The 14,382-nt window shown below is 52.9% G+C and carries 15 protein-coding genes; 6 read left to right on the top strand and 9 right to left on the bottom strand.

What is annotated here, in order from left to right:
* The 3 genes from EDF82_RS01565 to EDF82_RS01555 form a co-directional block, all read right to left on the bottom strand.
* Entirely contained in the window at window positions 1-738 is a 738-nt protein-coding gene (locus EDF82_RS01565; RefSeq protein ID WP_123753875.1) for a metallophosphoesterase, read from the bottom strand.
* Window positions 739-962: 224 nt separating this feature from the next.
* Window positions 963-1,802 carry an SDR family oxidoreductase gene (locus EDF82_RS01560; RefSeq protein ID WP_123753874.1) on the bottom strand — a complete coding sequence of 280 codons (840 nt, stop codon included), beginning with the start codon at window positions 1,800-1,802 and terminating at the stop codon, window positions 963-965.
* Between the two features lie 129 nt (window positions 1,803-1,931).
* Entirely contained in the window at window positions 1,932-3,047 is a 1,116-nt protein-coding gene (locus EDF82_RS01555; RefSeq protein ID WP_227540089.1) for a metallophosphoesterase, read from the bottom strand.
* A 177-nt stretch (window positions 3,048-3,224) separates the two neighbouring features.
* Here EDF82_RS01555 and EDF82_RS01550 point away from each other — a divergent pair, with 177 nt between their 5' ends.
* Window positions 3,225-4,151, top strand: a complete 927-nt coding sequence (locus tag EDF82_RS01550; protein WP_123753872.1) for a LysR family transcriptional regulator — start codon at window positions 3,225-3,227, stop codon at window positions 4,149-4,151.
* A gap of 164 nt (window positions 4,152-4,315) precedes the next feature.
* On the opposite strand, the gene EDF82_RS01545 is transcribed toward EDF82_RS01550, so the two are convergent.
* From EDF82_RS01545 to icd, 6 genes are all read right to left on the bottom strand, one after another.
* Entirely contained in the window at window positions 4,316-5,686 is a 1,371-nt protein-coding gene (locus tag EDF82_RS01545; RefSeq protein ID WP_227540088.1) for an MFS transporter, read from the bottom strand.
* A gap of 120 nt (window positions 5,687-5,806) precedes the next feature.
* Window positions 5,807-6,739: a LysR family transcriptional regulator gene (locus tag EDF82_RS01540; protein ID WP_123753871.1), complete on the bottom strand. Its 933-nt coding sequence runs from the start codon at window positions 6,737-6,739 to the stop codon at window positions 5,807-5,809.
* A 61-nt stretch (window positions 6,740-6,800) separates the two neighbouring features.
* Window positions 6,801-7,010 (bottom strand): 4-oxalocrotonate tautomerase family protein, encoded by a 210-nt coding sequence (locus EDF82_RS01535; RefSeq protein WP_123753870.1) that lies wholly within the window; start codon window positions 7,008-7,010, stop codon window positions 6,801-6,803.
* Between the two features lie 13 nt (window positions 7,011-7,023).
* On the bottom strand, window positions 7,024-7,761 hold the full coding sequence (locus tag EDF82_RS01530) for an SDR family NAD(P)-dependent oxidoreductase (RefSeq protein WP_123753869.1): 738 nt from the start codon (window positions 7,759-7,761) through the stop codon (window positions 7,024-7,026).
* Window positions 7,762-8,011: 250 nt separating this feature from the next.
* On the bottom strand, window positions 8,012-8,260 hold the full coding sequence (locus tag EDF82_RS01525; protein WP_123753868.1) for a DUF4282 domain-containing protein: 249 nt from the start codon (window positions 8,258-8,260) through the stop codon (window positions 8,012-8,014).
* A 197-nt stretch (window positions 8,261-8,457) separates the two neighbouring features.
* Window positions 8,458-9,708, bottom strand: coding sequence for an NADP-dependent isocitrate dehydrogenase (icd, locus tag EDF82_RS01520; protein ID WP_123753867.1), 1,251 nt, complete (start codon window positions 9,706-9,708; stop codon window positions 8,458-8,460).
* A gap of 234 nt (window positions 9,709-9,942) precedes the next feature.
* Between icd and rluE the strand changes: the two genes are divergently transcribed.
* The 5 genes from rluE to purB are packed head-to-tail and all read left to right on the top strand — an operon-like array spanning window position 9,943 to window position 14,311.
* On the top strand, window positions 9,943-10,593 hold the full coding sequence (rluE, locus tag EDF82_RS01515; RefSeq protein ID WP_123753866.1) for a 23S rRNA pseudouridine(2457) synthase RluE: 651 nt from the start codon (window positions 9,943-9,945) through the stop codon (window positions 10,591-10,593).
* A 20-nt stretch (window positions 10,594-10,613) separates the two neighbouring features.
* Window positions 10,614-11,072 carry an NUDIX hydrolase gene (locus EDF82_RS01510; RefSeq protein ID WP_123753865.1) on the top strand — a complete coding sequence of 153 codons (459 nt, stop codon included), beginning with the start codon at window positions 10,614-10,616 and terminating at the stop codon, window positions 11,070-11,072.
* 56 nt (window positions 11,073-11,128) lie between these two features.
* Window positions 11,129-12,235: a tRNA 2-thiouridine(34) synthase MnmA gene (gene mnmA, locus EDF82_RS01505; protein WP_148060366.1), complete on the top strand. Its 1,107-nt coding sequence runs from the start codon at window positions 11,129-11,131 to the stop codon at window positions 12,233-12,235.
* A gap of 60 nt (window positions 12,236-12,295) precedes the next feature.
* Entirely contained in the window at window positions 12,296-12,937 is a 642-nt protein-coding gene (gene hflD, locus EDF82_RS01500; RefSeq protein WP_123753863.1) for a high frequency lysogenization protein HflD, read from the top strand.
* A gap of 3 nt (window positions 12,938-12,940) precedes the next feature.
* Window positions 12,941-14,311, top strand: a complete 1,371-nt coding sequence (purB, locus tag EDF82_RS01495; RefSeq protein WP_123753862.1) for an adenylosuccinate lyase — start codon at window positions 12,941-12,943, stop codon at window positions 14,309-14,311.
* Window positions 14,312-14,382 lie beyond the last annotated feature (71 nt).

Genomic DNA, 14,382 nt, shown 5'->3' with positions numbered 1-14,382 from the left:
CTATACGCCGACGTGATGGCTCGTCAGCACGTTGTCGATATAGCGGTGAAGCATCAGCGTCGGCGGATCGCTGACCGGCGGCACGTTGACGGTTCCAAACCATACGGGATTTGCCGGACAAACGGAGCCGCAGATATACGCCGGCACACCCGCAAAAGTACCCACTACCGGTCGGTGCACGTGCCCGGCAGAAATGGCCAGCAGCCTGGCTGGCGAGTTTCTTATCACGTGCTCCAGCTCGCTTAGCCCCCTGCACATCAACGGGTCCAGAGTCGGGATGCCCGATGGGAACAGGTGATGATGGGTAAACAGCAGCACCGGGGAGTCGCCTGCGTGATGGAGCTGGCTATCCAGCCACGCGCCATGCTCGCTCAGATCGCCATAATCTTCCCCCTCGACCGTCGAATCGAGTCCAATCAGGCGCAATGCCCCGGCCTGATGAACAGCATGTAACGCCCTCGTGGATGCATCCTGCGTCCATCGACTTTCACCCCATGTGGCGCGCATCAATTGACGATCGTCAGCGTTGCCCGGCAGGATCAGCGAAGGATAATCTAGCTGCTCCAGACGGGCCGCGATCTGTTGATAGCCTTCCAGCCAGCGATCGTCCGTCAGGTCGCCGCTTAGCACCAGGGCATCCGGCCGCACATGGGCAAGCCATGTCAACACCCGGTCAAACCGAAGCAGGTGTTCATTGTCCGGTGACGCATGAATATCTGAAACCTGTGCTATCAGCATAAACCCCTGTTACCCCGCGGCAATGTTCGCTGTGTCAGACCAGACTGTCTTGTAAGGTGGCGGCAATCTGGCAGAATGCCCAATGACATATACTCCATCTTTCCAGGTACATCGGCTTTCGGGTAGGTAAAAGCGTGTACGGCATCAGCTTAGTTGACCTGCTAGAAATTAGCGCCAACGATGGTCATTTCCTTCACGAAGCTGACGACATCGGCCTGAGAGGTTCAGGACTTCATAAAGGTTTCAAACGCCGCTTTCCAGTCGGGATGCCAGCGAGACAACGCGGGCCGGTTTTGAATAATATCCTGATAGGCCCAGGTAATGCGCTTCGCGTCCATTTCCGGCGTCACTGCCGCATCCGGACAGATAATATAAAAATCACCGTCAGAGAAACGTTCGACAAAATAGTCAATGACTTGCTCAGAGGTCCACGTGCCGGTTGGCTGAATATCAGTATTCTCGTTCATCCCAGGGAAGTTCATCGGTGTCCAGGTGTAGCCCGGCACCAGCAAATGCGCCGAAATCCTGTTTCCGCACTCTTTTAATAAGTCATGCGCAAGCTGCTCGGTAACAATTTTGACGCCGGCTTTTGAAACGTTATAAGCATTGTTGCCTGGCGGCGTCGTGATGCCTTGTTTAGAGCCGAGATTCACGATCGCGCTACGCTTATTTAGCGATAACATCGCCGGCACGAAGATATGCTGAACATTAATAACAGACAGCAGATTACCTTCGAGCTGGATCCGCCAGTCATCAGGATCGCCCCACGGTCCAACAGGGTGCGAAATTCCGGCATTATTCATCAACAAGGCGATATCAGCGAATTCGCGCAGGGTGATATTAAGCAGCTTTTGAATATCCTCGGGATGTCTGACATCCCCGGCGACCAGACGGACTTCCGTTTCCAGCGTGTTGGATAATGCCTGCAGAGCCTGCTCATCTCGATCGAAAAGACACAGGTTCATCCCTTCCCGGGATAATCGTTTTGCTGCCGCTGCGCCAATTCCTTTTGCTGCACCAGTTATCACGGCCGTACGCCCTTTTGCGATCACGGGATTCGTCATTTTTCACCTCCAGGCGATATTCATTTTCCCAACTTTTCGGATAACCTTGTTTATTCAAGGCTATCCGAACTATAACCGAAGACCGGCATAACGTTGTTTACGTCAGTCAGATGCCTTATTGAATTAAATTCATCCTTCTGAATCTAATGTCAGCAATGTTATTTCCGCTGGTTTGCCTAGTCTTAACGGGAAGCCATTCCAGAGCCCGGTTCCGTTACTCACATATAAAGACATCGCGTTGACCTGATAATGCCCGGAGACGTAACCGTTATTGGCGGGCGCAATTATCTTATCGAGGCCGTAGATCATCCCCCCGTGAGTATGACCTGACAATTGCAATGACACCCCGGCGTCGGCGCTTTCCCGGGCATGTCCTGGACGGTGACTCATCAGTATGATTTTATCGGATGGGGCGGTACCTGAAAGGGCTGAAGATAAATCCGGCGGCGCACTGCCATATTCGGCGGCCACATCGTCAGTAATACCCGCAATAACTAATCGCGCACCGTTTCGTGAAAGCACGAGGTGTTGATTGTTCAGAAAATGCAAACCCAGACGGGTAAATTCAGTGGTCCATGCGTCTGCATCAAAATAATATTCGTGATTACCGGTAACGGCATATACACCGTCATGAGCGTTCAGCAGAGCAAGCGAGCTGACATCATTTTTTCTGTTGGCTACGGTGCCGTCAATCATATCTCCGGTAAGCAATATCAGGTCAGCATTTAAGGCATTTGTTTTCTCAACAACCTGACGCAACCACGCCCCTGTCAGGAGACGACTAACATGGAGATCGGTAAGCTGGACAACGCGATAGCCGTCATACTCTTTCGACAACCCCGGAATAACGACCTTTACTTCACGAACGTCAGGCACTTTTAACGATTCGTACACCCCAATGCCGGAAAGCAGCGCCGCGATAATGACCAGCGCCCCATCGACTTTCAAAGACGCATATCGATGCCGCGTTATCAGATAACGAGCAAGCATCAAAACATCACGAACAATAAGCAGAACGAACAGGATGACGATACAGCCGAAACCCCAGCCTAAAAACGTCATCACCGATTGCGGCAGTTCCGGTGAAAACATCGTGCCAAATAGCATCCTGCTGAGAAGATGAAAATCGGCAACCATGGCAAGCGCGATAAATATCAGGCATCGCAATAACCACGAGATCTGACGAGGGTAAACCAGCCTGACCCCAATATAGAGTGCCGGGAGTAAAGTCCAAAGATGAAACACGCAAAGCATTCCTTATGTGATGAACATTGAGAGCTTCTCATCAATCAAATCGGATGTGACACCGGCCGTAGACAAGATTGTTGAATTAAACTAAAAATAACACTTAATTATGGCAATAATTGTTGAATTAAATGCAATATTGCAATGAGCTATATTCACGGTTGATGAGAATTTCGTATGCCTGTAAGACCTATAGCAAAACTATCACGTAGTGACCTCGCTGATCTAAATGCCTTCAGAACGGTTGAGAGGTTGCGAAGTTTTACCCAAGCCGCCGTTGAGCTGGGCATCACCACCTCCGCGCTTAGCCATTCGGTGCGTAATCTGGAAGCCAGGTTAGGCGTGCGTCTGCTCAACCGAACAAGCAGAACGGTCGCTCCAACCGATGCGGGCGCTAATCTCGCCAGACGCTTAGAGATTGGGTTCAATGAAATTGGTGAGGCACTGGATGAAATCAACCTGATGCGTGACCGGCCCGTTGGCAGATTACGTATCAACGTGCTGGCTGACGGCGCAAGGTTAATCGTGTCGCGGCTTTTACCAAAATTTGTCCAGAGCTATCCAGACGTCGAAGTTGAAGTCGCGGTCGATGACAAAATGGTCGATATCGTCTCGGCGGGCTTTGATGCCGGGATTCGCTTTGGCGGCACGGTACCCGAGGATTTCGTTGCCGTTAAATTAGGACCAGAGCTCAGATGGGTTGCGGTCGCCTCGCCCCGCTATCTTTACCGTAAACAGACGCCGGTGATACCTGAAGATTTGAAATCGCATAACTGCATCCAAATTAGAACCGGGCAAGGGGTCATTTATCGCTGGGATTTTGAAAAAGGTGATGACCACAGGACGATCGAAGTACCAGGGCAGGTCTGTGTCAACGAAACCACCCTCGGTATCGAGCTGGCATTAAAAGATGTTGGTATTATGTATTGCCTGGAAGAACGGGTCGCCGAATTTATTAAGAGGGGTGAACTGCACATTGTGCTGCCTGACTGGTCACCGATGGAACCCGCTTTGCATCTGTATTATCCGGGACACCGTCAGGTGCCTCAAGGACTGAAGGAATTTATCGAAGTGTTGAGATCGGCGTACAACGATCTCACCTGACACGGGTTTGAGGTGGGCCACCGGACCCACCTCATCATCACTTAATATAGCCCCTGGATGGTTATTCATCACTTCAGCAACACGCATAATATTACCTCGCAGCACAACTTCGCATTTCATTATTCACGGCAGTTAGTCATCATGATTAAAGACGTCATTCACGTTTATTTTTTATTCATCACTCTGACGGATAAAAACATAAGAACCAGGCCGATGAGTGAAAAACAAACCCCGACCCACCCTGTCGATACCCAGGATCCTCCGCATGAAATCGCAAGCGCGCCGAACGCGGCACCCAGCGCATTTGAAATATTAAATGCGCTATGTGTTAAGGATGACGCCAGGGTTTGCGCTTCTCCGGCAATGTTCATCATGTGGGCCTGCAGCGCCGGAACCAGGGCAAAGCCATTGCCAAGCAAAAAGATGGTAATTAAAGTCGAAACTTTCCATTGTGCGACAACGGCAAATACCGCAAGGAAGACGATATTCCAGATAATCATGCCATAGATCGATGGAATCAGAGCCCGGTCAGCCAGTCGCCCTCCCACAATATTGCCGGTGACCATGCCTAAACCCCATAGCACAAGTATCCAGGGAACCTGTTTGAGATCGAAGCCGCTCACTTCGGTAAGCACTGGCGTAATAAAGCTGTAGACCGCAAACATGCCGGCGAACCCCACAGAGGCCACCCCAAACGCCATTAAAACCTGCGGGCTGCGCAGCGCGCTTAATTCTTTAAGGGGGGATGCACTTTTCTGCGGTGGGATTTTGGGAATAAAAGCCGACACCATCAGCCCTGTAAGCACAATTCCAATACAGACGAAGGTGAACGACATCCGCCACCCAAGCGCCTGCCCGGCCCACGTGACCAGAGGGACCCCGGCAACATTCGCCACCCCGAGGCCAAGCATCACATAGGCGATATATTGTGCTTTCTGATTTTCTGGCACCATTGAGGCCGCAACCAATGCCGCGACACCATACCAGGCACCGTGTGGCAGGCCGGAGATAAACCGGGCCACCATCAAAGAGGAATAATCCCATGCCACCGCGCTTAATGTGTAACCTGCTACCGCGATGATTAATAAAATGATCAGCAGGGTTTTGCGCGGCCAGCGCGCGGCCATCACCGCGAGTAAAGGCGCACCGATGACCACTCCAGCGGCATAGGAACTGATGTACGCGCCAGCTGCCGGTATCGACACTGAGGTACCCGCAGCCAAATCAGGCAAAAGGCTCATCGGGGCAAATTCACCGGTACCGATACAGAGTCCACCAGCGCCTAGCGCGAGCATTGCGGGCAACAGACCCGATGGGGGAATAACTTTTGCGTCGTTAATACTTTCAGTCTGACAGTTCATTGCTGAAACATCTCCCGTGTATAAAACATAGAGTGAATTGCGCGATTGCTCATCACGACCCATCCTGCCATCGCTGTGCCGGTAGATATGAAGATCATTGATGATAATGTTGAGCGGAATTAAACTATACACGACAAACTGGCCGTAATTGTTTAGCCATAACAGATGTTTCATTGAATTTAATTCAATTAAAACAGCCGAATAAAGGCGTTGTTGCTGTTCGGTGGGTTATATATTTCGGGCCAGGATAGGCCATGTCATCAACAGGCTATTTCAGATATCCCCGGATACACGTTACTGATTTCCTGCCCGTGCGCCCTGGCGAAGATTCTCCACGATGAATTCAACCAAAACGCGGATCCGATGCGGCATATGCTGTGTCTGGGGATAGACCAGGTAGAATGGCCGTGTCGCGCCATTCACCGCCGGTAAGACTTCGCACAGTTCACCGCGAGCGAGTGCATCCGCCACAACATAACGATAGATTTGGTAGATCCCGGCACCATTTTTGGCCAGAGACACACCGGCCAGATAGTCTTCCGAACAGAGCAGACTGCCCTTCAGGTGGATCTCCTGTTGTTCCCCGTCAGTACGTATCAGCCACGGCGCAGGACGCCCCGTACCGGGCAACACAAACCGAATACACTGATGTAACGCGAGATCCTGCACCGACGCGATCGGCGGGTGCTGCTGGAGGTAGTCTGGGGAAGCAACCATCACCAGCCCGGCGTCTTCCAGCTTGCGGGCGATTAATGTTGAATCATCCAGTTCGCTCCCCCGAATCGCCAAATCATAATCTTCGCGCGCAAAATTGACGCTGTGCGTGCTGATATGAAACGCCAGATCGATCTGCGGGTAACGCTGCTGGAACGGTGGGATTAATGGGAACAGCCGCCAGTGCGCGTATGCCGCTGGCAGACTGATACGCACGGAACCCGATGGTGTTTGCTGTTCGCCAGTCGCCTCAAGCTCAGCATGATGCAGCAGCTCCATCGCCGCACGACACTGCGCCGCGTACTGCCTGCCGGCGTCAGTCAACCTCACCTGCCGGGTGCTGCGGATAAAGAGCGGAATACCCAGACGCTCCTCGAGCCGCATAATGGTCTTGCTCACCGCCGCAGGCGAGATCCCGGCGGCCTGCGCCGCCAGGGTAAAGCTCTGGTGCTCGGCAGCAAGACAAAACAAATCGATGCTGCTAATCATGATGTCGTTCAAACGCTGCGGCATAGTGGTCCAGAGTCCTTATTGGCGGGCAGTAAACATCGCTATGATATACGAAATCCCGGGGTCAACGCTGCTCTGCGCGCTGACGCAGTGCGCTGACCGTTTCCCCTCCGACGCCCCAATTGTCGGTGCTGATTTCGTCAATCACGACATAGGTCGTCGCCCGAGGTTTATTCAGCACCTGCTCAAGCAGCACAGTGGCGCCTTCGATTAACTGGCGTTTCTGCTGGGCGGTGACCTTTTCATCCGTCACTTTGATATTAATGTAAGGCATCGCGTCCTCCAAATTACCATTTGCCCGAGGTGGCGCCGCCGTCCACCACCATCACGCTACCGGTGACAAAACGCGAATCCGTTAAATACATCACGGCGTTCACCATATCCTGCACGTCACCGACCAGCCGGGTTGGCGCCATCGTTTTCAGGGCTTCCAGCGTCTGCGGGTCTTGTGAATGCATCGGGGTGGAAATAATACCGGGAGCAATCGCATTGACCATAATCCCGGCATCAGCCAGCTCCAGCGCCAGGCCTTTTACGGCATGATTAAGCCCGCCTTTGACCATGATCGGCAGCAGCGCGGGAACATTCACATTAGGCTGCATGGCAATCGCCGCGGTAATGGCAATGATATGGCCGCCACCCTGGGCGCGCATATGCTGTGCTGCGCGCTGGGAGGTGTAGAAGAAACCTTTCATATTCACCGCCAGCATCGTTTCGACATCGTCGGGCGTATAGTCGGCGATCGGTCTGGAGATAAATACGCCGGCATTATTGACCAGCACATCAACCCGACCAAAACGGGCCTCCGCCTGCGTAAACAGCGCTTCTGCAGTTTCTGGCAGCGAAATATCACCGGCAACCAGCAGCAAATTATCCGGCGAGCCTAACGCCTGTGCGGCCTTTTCCAGCCCCTGACGTGTAGGAGCATTCGCCACCACATTGTCACCTCGCTGTACAAAGGCCTGAGCGATAGCAAAACCAATACCACTTGATGCACCGGTGACGACGACTGTTTTCGTTTTCATTGTAGTTTCCTGGGTTAGTTATGACTTAAGGGAAACTATAATGGCGGGAGACAGGAGGTTGAACGGCTGCGGGATGACATCAGTAATGACATCATGGAATAAATGAGATAAACGAAATATTCCGTACATTTATTTCATAAATAAAATGACAGAATATATTTGCCGAAAAAATAACACCTCCCCCTTTCGATAACAGGGCGAGAATACGCATCGCCCTGTTAAAGGGATTACTCTTAAAGCTGGAAAACTATTACTTTGGCTGTTCGATATTCTCAGCAATACGGCGCAGATACTCATTATTCTTGAAAGCAATCATGATGAGTTCAAAAGTGACGCGACAACCGATCAAACTGAAAATGGTGCCAAAAAAACCGGCGATGAACTGCCCGTTAAACATCGAAAAAACGCCGCCGACGATTATAAGGACCATTAACAGCCAATACAGAAACACGAGTACTTTAGGGGTAATTAAATGGTCAAAACCCAAAAGATCTTTCATTTTAACTCCTGTAAAAAATAAACTTCATCCAAAAGAAAAATGAATATACGAAACACATTTCAAAATGTAAATATTTATTATTTGAACAATGAGTTTTCAGAAGTGAGACGGTGTACGTCTACCGGCAGGCGACGATTTAAAGGCAAAAAAAACGGGAACCCAATCGGCTCCCGTTATTGTTTAACCCAGAGACTGGATTACATGTTCGCGATGATCGCGTCGCCAAACTCGCTACATTTCAGCAGTTTAGCGCCTTCCATCAGACGTTCAAAGTCATAGGTCACAGTCTTAGCGGCGATAGCGCCTTCGGTGCCTTTAACGATCAGGTCTGCGGCTTCGAACCACTGCATATGGCGCAGCATCATCTCAGCGGACAGAATAATAGAACCTGGGTTCACCTTATCCTGACCTGCGTATTTCGGTGCAGTACCGTGGGTCGCTTCGAACAGTGCACATTCGTCACCGATGTTTGCGCCCGGAGCGATACCGATACCACCAACCTGTGCCGCCAGAGCATCAGAGATGTAGTCACCGTTCAGGTTCATACATGCAATGACATCGTACTCAGCCGGACGCAGCAGGATCTGCTGCAGGAAGGCGTCAGCGATAACGTCTTTGATGATGATTTCTTTACCGGTGTTCGGGTTTTTGATCTTCTGCCACGGGCCGCCGTCAATCAGTTCGCCACCGAACTCTTCGCGAATCAGCTGGTAACCCCAGTCTTTGAACGCGCCTTCGGTGAACTTCATGATGTTGCCTTTGTGTACCAGAGTCAGCGAATCGCGATCGTTAGTGATAGCGTATTCGATAGCCGCACGAACCAGGCGCTTGGTGCCTTCTTCAGAGCACGGCTTGATGCCGATACCGCAATGTTCCGGGAAGCGAATTTTCTTCACGCCCATCTCATCACGCAGGAATTTGATAACTTTTTCAGCGTCAGCAGAGTCTGCTTTCCACTCGATACCTGCATAGATATCTTCGGAGTTTTCACGGAAGATAACCATGTCGGTCAGTTCAGGATGTTTAACCGGGCTCGGGGTGCCCTGGTAGTAACGTACTGGACGCAGGCAGACGTAGAGGTCCAGTTCCTGGCGCAGCGCAACGTTCAGAGAACGAATACCGCCGCCAACTGGCGTCGTCAGAGGGCCTTTGATAGCAACACGATAGTCACGAATCAGATCAAGAGTTTCGGCAGGCAGCCAGACGTCCTGGCCATAAACCTGGGTCGATTTTTCGCCGGTGTAAATTTCCATCCAGGAAATTTTACGCTCGCCTTTATAGGCTTTCTCAACGGCGGCATCCACCACTTTCAGCATCGCTGGGGTCACATCAACACCGATACCATCACCCTCGATAAACGGGATGATCGGGTTGTTAGGGACATTCAGTTTGCCATCTTGCAGGGTGATTTTCTGACCTTCCGCCGGAACTACTACTTTGCTTTCCATTAACCTCTCCTTCGAGCGCTTCTGGTTCTGCTCTTCCTTTTCACACTAACCGAGCGTTGGCTTTATCCGCCCACTCCCGCCACCGGGTCATCCCGCTAACCGGAGATTCGCGTCCGTGCCGCCTTCTAGTAGCGCGAATCAGTTTGAGCAATATTTTTGTTAAAAAATTGTGATGAGCATGTCAATACTACCTGAATGTTTGCGTCCATGAAAGGCATTCGTAATTAGGCTATAATGCGGCAATTGCCAGGATCTGAAAATACCATGCAGAAAACTTCATTTAGAAAACATCGCGTTGAGCGATTCAGCTCACAACAAAGTGCCAGACAACGTAAAGAACACCAGCCAAAACGCGTCATCTTGTTTAATAAACCCTACGATGTGTTGCCGCAATTTACAGACGAAGCCGGACGCAGCACCCTAAAAGATTTTGTTCCGGTCGCCGGCGTCTATGCTGCGGGTCGCCTTGACCGCGACAGCGAGGGGCTACTGGTGCTCACCAACGATGGCGCACTGCAGGCGCAGCTGACCCAGCCGGGCAAACGCACCGGCAAAATTTACTATGTCCAGGTTGAGGGCCAGCCAACAGACCAGGCCCTGAGCGCGCTGCGCGATGGCGTCCCCCTCAACGATGGCCCCACCCTGCCCGCCGGTATCGAACGGGTGGCGGAACCCGCCTGGCTGTGGGCGCGAAACCCGCCCATCCGCGAACGTAAAGCGATTCCCACCAGTTGGCTAAAGATCACCCTCTATGAAGGGCGCAACCGTCAGGTTCGCCGCATGACCGCTCACGTGGGATATCCCACGCTGCGCCTGATTCGTTATGCCATGGGTGGCTACACGCTCGATGGTATCGCTAACGGTGAGTGGCGTCAGGTTGAGTAATCACAAAAGGAACCCACCGCATGTTTAAACCGCACGTCACCGTCGCCTGCATCGTCCATGCGCAGGACAAATTTCTGATCGTTGAGGAAACCATCAACGGTAAAGCGCTGTGGAACCAGCCCGCCGGTCACCTCGAAGCCGATGAAACGTTGGTCCAGGCCGCCGAACGCGAGCTGTGGGAAGAGACCGGTATTCGCGCAACGCCGCAGCACTTTATCCGCATGCATCAGTGGATAGCCCCCGACAAAACGCCGTTTTTGCGCTTTCTGTTCGCCATTGAACTTAACGATATGTGCGCCACTGAACCTCACGACAGCGATATCGACCGCTGCCTGTGGCTGAGCGCGGAGGAGATCCTCAACGCGCCAAATCTGCGCTCCCAACTGGTTGCCGAGAGCATCCGCAGCTATCAACAGGACCCGCGTCAGCCGCTGTCACTGATTGGTGCGTTTAACTGGCCGCTCCTGGGGGGTGCCTGAGCCGCTAGTGCGTGCTAGAATATGCCGCCTTGAAGTTCAATGTGGTGAATATTCCAATGTCAGAAAGCCAAAAAAAAGTGATCGTCGGCATGTCCGGCGGCGTCGATTCCTCTGTTTCTGCCTGGTTGCTGCTTCAGCAAGGTTATAAGGTAGAAGGCCTGTTCATGAAGAACTGGGAGGAAGACGATGGTGAGGAATACTGCACCGCCGCTGCCGATCTCGCCGACGCGCAAGCCGTCTGCGATAAGCTCGGGATTGAGCTTCATACCGTAAACTTTGCCGCAGAATACTGGGACAACGTGTTTGAACTGTTCCTGGCCGAATATAAAGCCGGGCGCACGCCGAACCCGGATATTCTGTGCAACAAAGAGATCAAATTTAAAGCCTTCCTGGAGTTTGCCGCCGAAGATCTCGGCGCCGACTATATTGCCACCGGCCACTACGTGCGCCGTGCCGATGTCGACGGTAAAAGCCAGCTGCTGCGCGGCCTGGATGGCAACAAAGATCAGAGCTACTTCCTCTACACCCTCGGCCACGAACAGATCGCCCAAAGCCTGTTCCCGGTAGGTGAGCTGGAAAAGCCGCAGGTGCGTAAAATCGCCGAAGATCTTGACCTTATCACCGCGAAGAAAAAAGACTCCACCGGGATCTGCTTTATCGGTGAACGTAAATTCCGCGAGTTCCTCGGTCGCTACCTCCCGGCCCAGCCAGGCAAAATCGTCACCGTTGATGGCGACGAAATCGGCGAGCACCAGGGTCTGATGTACCACACCCTGGGGCAGCGTAAAGGCCTCGGTATCGGCGGGACCAAAGAAGGCAGCGAAGATCCGTGGTACGTTGTCGATAAAGACGTCGAAAACAATATTCTGGTGGTGGCACAAGGCCACGACCACCCGCGTCTGATGTCAAAAGGCCTGATAGCTCAACAGCTGCACTGGGTTGACCGCCAGCCGGTTACCGGTACCCTGCGCTGCACGGTGAAAACCCGTTATCGTCAGACCGACATCCCATGCACGGTGAATGCCCTGGATGACGAGCGCATTGAAGTTATCTTTGACGAGCCGGTTGCGGCCGTTACGCCTGGCCAGTCCGCGGTCTTCTATCGTGGTGAAGTGTGCCTCGGTGGTGGCGTGATCGAGCAGCGTCTGCCGCTGCAGTCCTGACAGACCGTTTTTACCGCCGGTGCGGCAGAGTCCGTCGCCGACGGTTTACAAGGAGTATGTGTGGCGAAGAATTATTATGACATCACATTGGCGCTAGCCGGTATTTGCCAGGCCGCCCGTCTGGTACAGCAGCTGGCGCATCAGGGCCATTGCGACAGCGATGCCCTGCACGTTTCACTGAACAGCATTATCGATCTCAACCCGAACTCCACGCTGGCAGTGTACGGTGGCAGTGAAGCTAATCTTCGCCTCGGGCTGGAAACCATGCTCGGCGTACTCAATAGCGGCAGTCGTCAGGGCCTCAATGCAGAACTGACCCGCTACACATTGAGCCTGATGGTGCTGGAGCGTAAGCTTGACGGTAGCAAAGGGGCGATGGACACCCTCGGCAACCGTATTTCCGGCCTGCGCCGCCAACTGGAACATTTCGACCTGCAGTCAGAAACGTTGCTCAGCGCCATGGCCGGGATTTATGTTGATGTGATCAGTCCGTTAGGCCCACGTATTCAGGTAACCGGCTCACCGGCCGTGTTGCAAAGCCCGCAGGTTCAGGCGAAAGTTCGCGCCTCTCTGCTGGCAGGCATTCGCGCCGCCGTGCTCTGGCATCAGGTCGGCGGTGGCCGCATGCAGCTTATGTTTTCTCGTAATCGTCTGGTTAACCAGGCAAAACAAATTCTTGCTCATTTAACCCCGGAGTTGTGATCTATGGAATTATCCTCACTGACCGCCGTTTCCCCTGTCGATGGACGCTACGGCGATAAAGTCAGCGCGCTGCGCGGAATTTTCAGCGAATTCGGTTTGCTGAAATTTCGTGTACAGGTTGAAGTACGTTGGCTGCAAAAGTTAGCCGCGCACGCAGCGATCAAGGAAGTTCCTGCTTTTGCTGCCGACGCAAACGGTTACCTTGATAAAATCGTTGCCGACTTCAGCGTGGAAGATGCTCAGCGCATCAAAACCATCGAACGCACCACTAACCATGATGTGAAAGCCGTCGAATATTTCCTCAAGGAAAAAGTGGCCGATATCGCTGAACTGCACGCGGTGTCCGAGTTCATCCACTTCGCCTGCACCTCCGAAGACATTAACAACCTCTCCCATGCGCTGATGCTGAAAACCGCGCGTGACGAAGTGGTGCTGCCTTACTGGCGCCAGCTGATTGACGCGATTAAAGCGCTGGCGGTTCAGTACCGCGACGTCCCGCTGCTGTCCCGTACTCACGGCCAGCCGGCAACGCCGTCTACTATGGGTAAAGAGATGGCGAACGTCGCTTACCGCATGGAGCGCCAGTATCGCCAGCTGAACCAGGTGGAAATCCTGGGCAAAATCAACGGCGCGGTCGGTAACTATAACGCCCACATCGCCGCCTATCCGGAAGTTGACTGGCACCAGTTCAGCGAAGAGTTTGTCACTTCGCTGGGCATCGAATGGAACCCGTACACCACCCAGATCGAGCCGCACGATTACATTGCCGAACTGTTTGACTGCATCGCGCGTTTCAACACCATTCTGATCGATTTCGATCGTGACGTGTGGGGTTACATCGCCCTGAACCACTTCAAACAGAAAACCATCGCCGGCGAAATCGGTTCTTCCACCATGCCGCACAAAGTTAACCCGATCGACTTCGAAAACTCCGAAGGTAACCTCGGTCTGGCTAACGCCATGATGCAGCACCTGGCCAGCAAACTGCCGGTCTCCCGCTGGCAGCGTGACCTGACGGACTCCACCGTACTGCGTAACCTCGGCGTCGGTATCGGCTATGCGTTGATTGCCTACCAGTCCACTCTGAAAGGCGTTAGCAAGCTGGAGCTGAACGGCGATCGTCTGCTGGACGAACTGGATCACAACTGGGAAGTTCTGGCCGAGCCGATCCAGACCGTGATGCGCCGCTATGGGATCGAAAAACCGTACGAGAAACTGAAAGAGCTGACCCGTGGCAAACGCGTTGATGCCGAAGGAATGCAGCACTTCATCGACAGCCTGCCGCTGCCGGACGCGGAAAAAGTGCGTCTGAAAGCGATGACCCCGGCCAACTACATCGGCCGCGCTACCACGATGGTTGACGAGCTGAAGTAAGCCCCACAACCCTCTTTCCGCAAGGGAAGAGGGTTTTACAAATTTGTCCGGCGCCAGCGTCCCCCGACATC

Origin of the sequence: Klebsiella sp. BIGb0399 (assembly GCF_003752615.1) — a bacterium.
Taxonomy (GTDB): domain Bacteria; phylum Pseudomonadota; class Gammaproteobacteria; order Enterobacterales; family Enterobacteriaceae; genus Klebsiella; species Klebsiella lignicola.
Note: the sequence above shows the minus strand (reverse complement) of the source record. Positions and strands in the feature narration are given on the sequence as shown.

What these genes read in the sequence shown, in the direction of transcription:
- EDF82_RS01535 (WP_123753870.1), bottom strand. Translation starts at nt 7,010, where the DNA reads ATGCCTTACATTAATATCAAAGTGACGGATGAAAAGGTCACCGCCCAG.
- EDF82_RS01540 (WP_123753871.1), bottom strand. Translation starts at nt 6,739, where the DNA reads ATGCCGCAGCGTTTGAACGACATCATGATTAGCAGCATCGATTTGTTT.
- rluE (WP_123753866.1), top strand. Translation starts at nt 9,943, where the DNA reads ATGCGGCAATTGCCAGGATCTGAAAATACCATGCAGAAAACTTCATTT.
- EDF82_RS01565 (WP_123753875.1), bottom strand. Translation starts at nt 738, where the DNA reads ATGCTGATAGCACAGGTTTCAGATATTCATGCGTCACCGGACAATGAA.
- EDF82_RS01550 (WP_123753872.1), top strand. Translation starts at nt 3,225, where the DNA reads ATGCCTGTAAGACCTATAGCAAAACTATCACGTAGTGACCTCGCTGAT.
- purB (WP_123753862.1), top strand. Translation starts at nt 12,941, where the DNA reads ATGGAATTATCCTCACTGACCGCCGTTTCCCCTGTCGATGGACGCTAC.
- EDF82_RS01545 (WP_227540088.1), bottom strand. Translation starts at nt 5,686, where the DNA reads ATGAAACATCTGTTATGGCTAAACAATTACGGCCAGTTTGTCGTGTAT.
- EDF82_RS01525 (WP_123753868.1), bottom strand. Translation starts at nt 8,260, where the DNA reads ATGAAAGATCTTTTGGGTTTTGACCATTTAATTACCCCTAAAGTACTC.
- icd (WP_123753867.1), bottom strand. Translation starts at nt 9,708, where the DNA reads ATGGAAAGCAAAGTAGTAGTTCCGGCGGAAGGTCAGAAAATCACCCTG.
- mnmA (WP_148060366.1), top strand. Translation starts at nt 11,129, where the DNA reads ATGTCAGAAAGCCAAAAAAAAGTGATCGTCGGCATGTCCGGCGGCGTC.
- EDF82_RS01530 (WP_123753869.1), bottom strand. Translation starts at nt 7,761, where the DNA reads ATGAAAACGAAAACAGTCGTCGTCACCGGTGCATCAAGTGGTATTGGT.
- EDF82_RS01510 (WP_123753865.1), top strand. Translation starts at nt 10,614, where the DNA reads ATGTTTAAACCGCACGTCACCGTCGCCTGCATCGTCCATGCGCAGGAC.
- EDF82_RS01560 (WP_123753874.1), bottom strand. Translation starts at nt 1,802, where the DNA reads ATGACGAATCCCGTGATCGCAAAAGGGCGTACGGCCGTGATAACTGGT.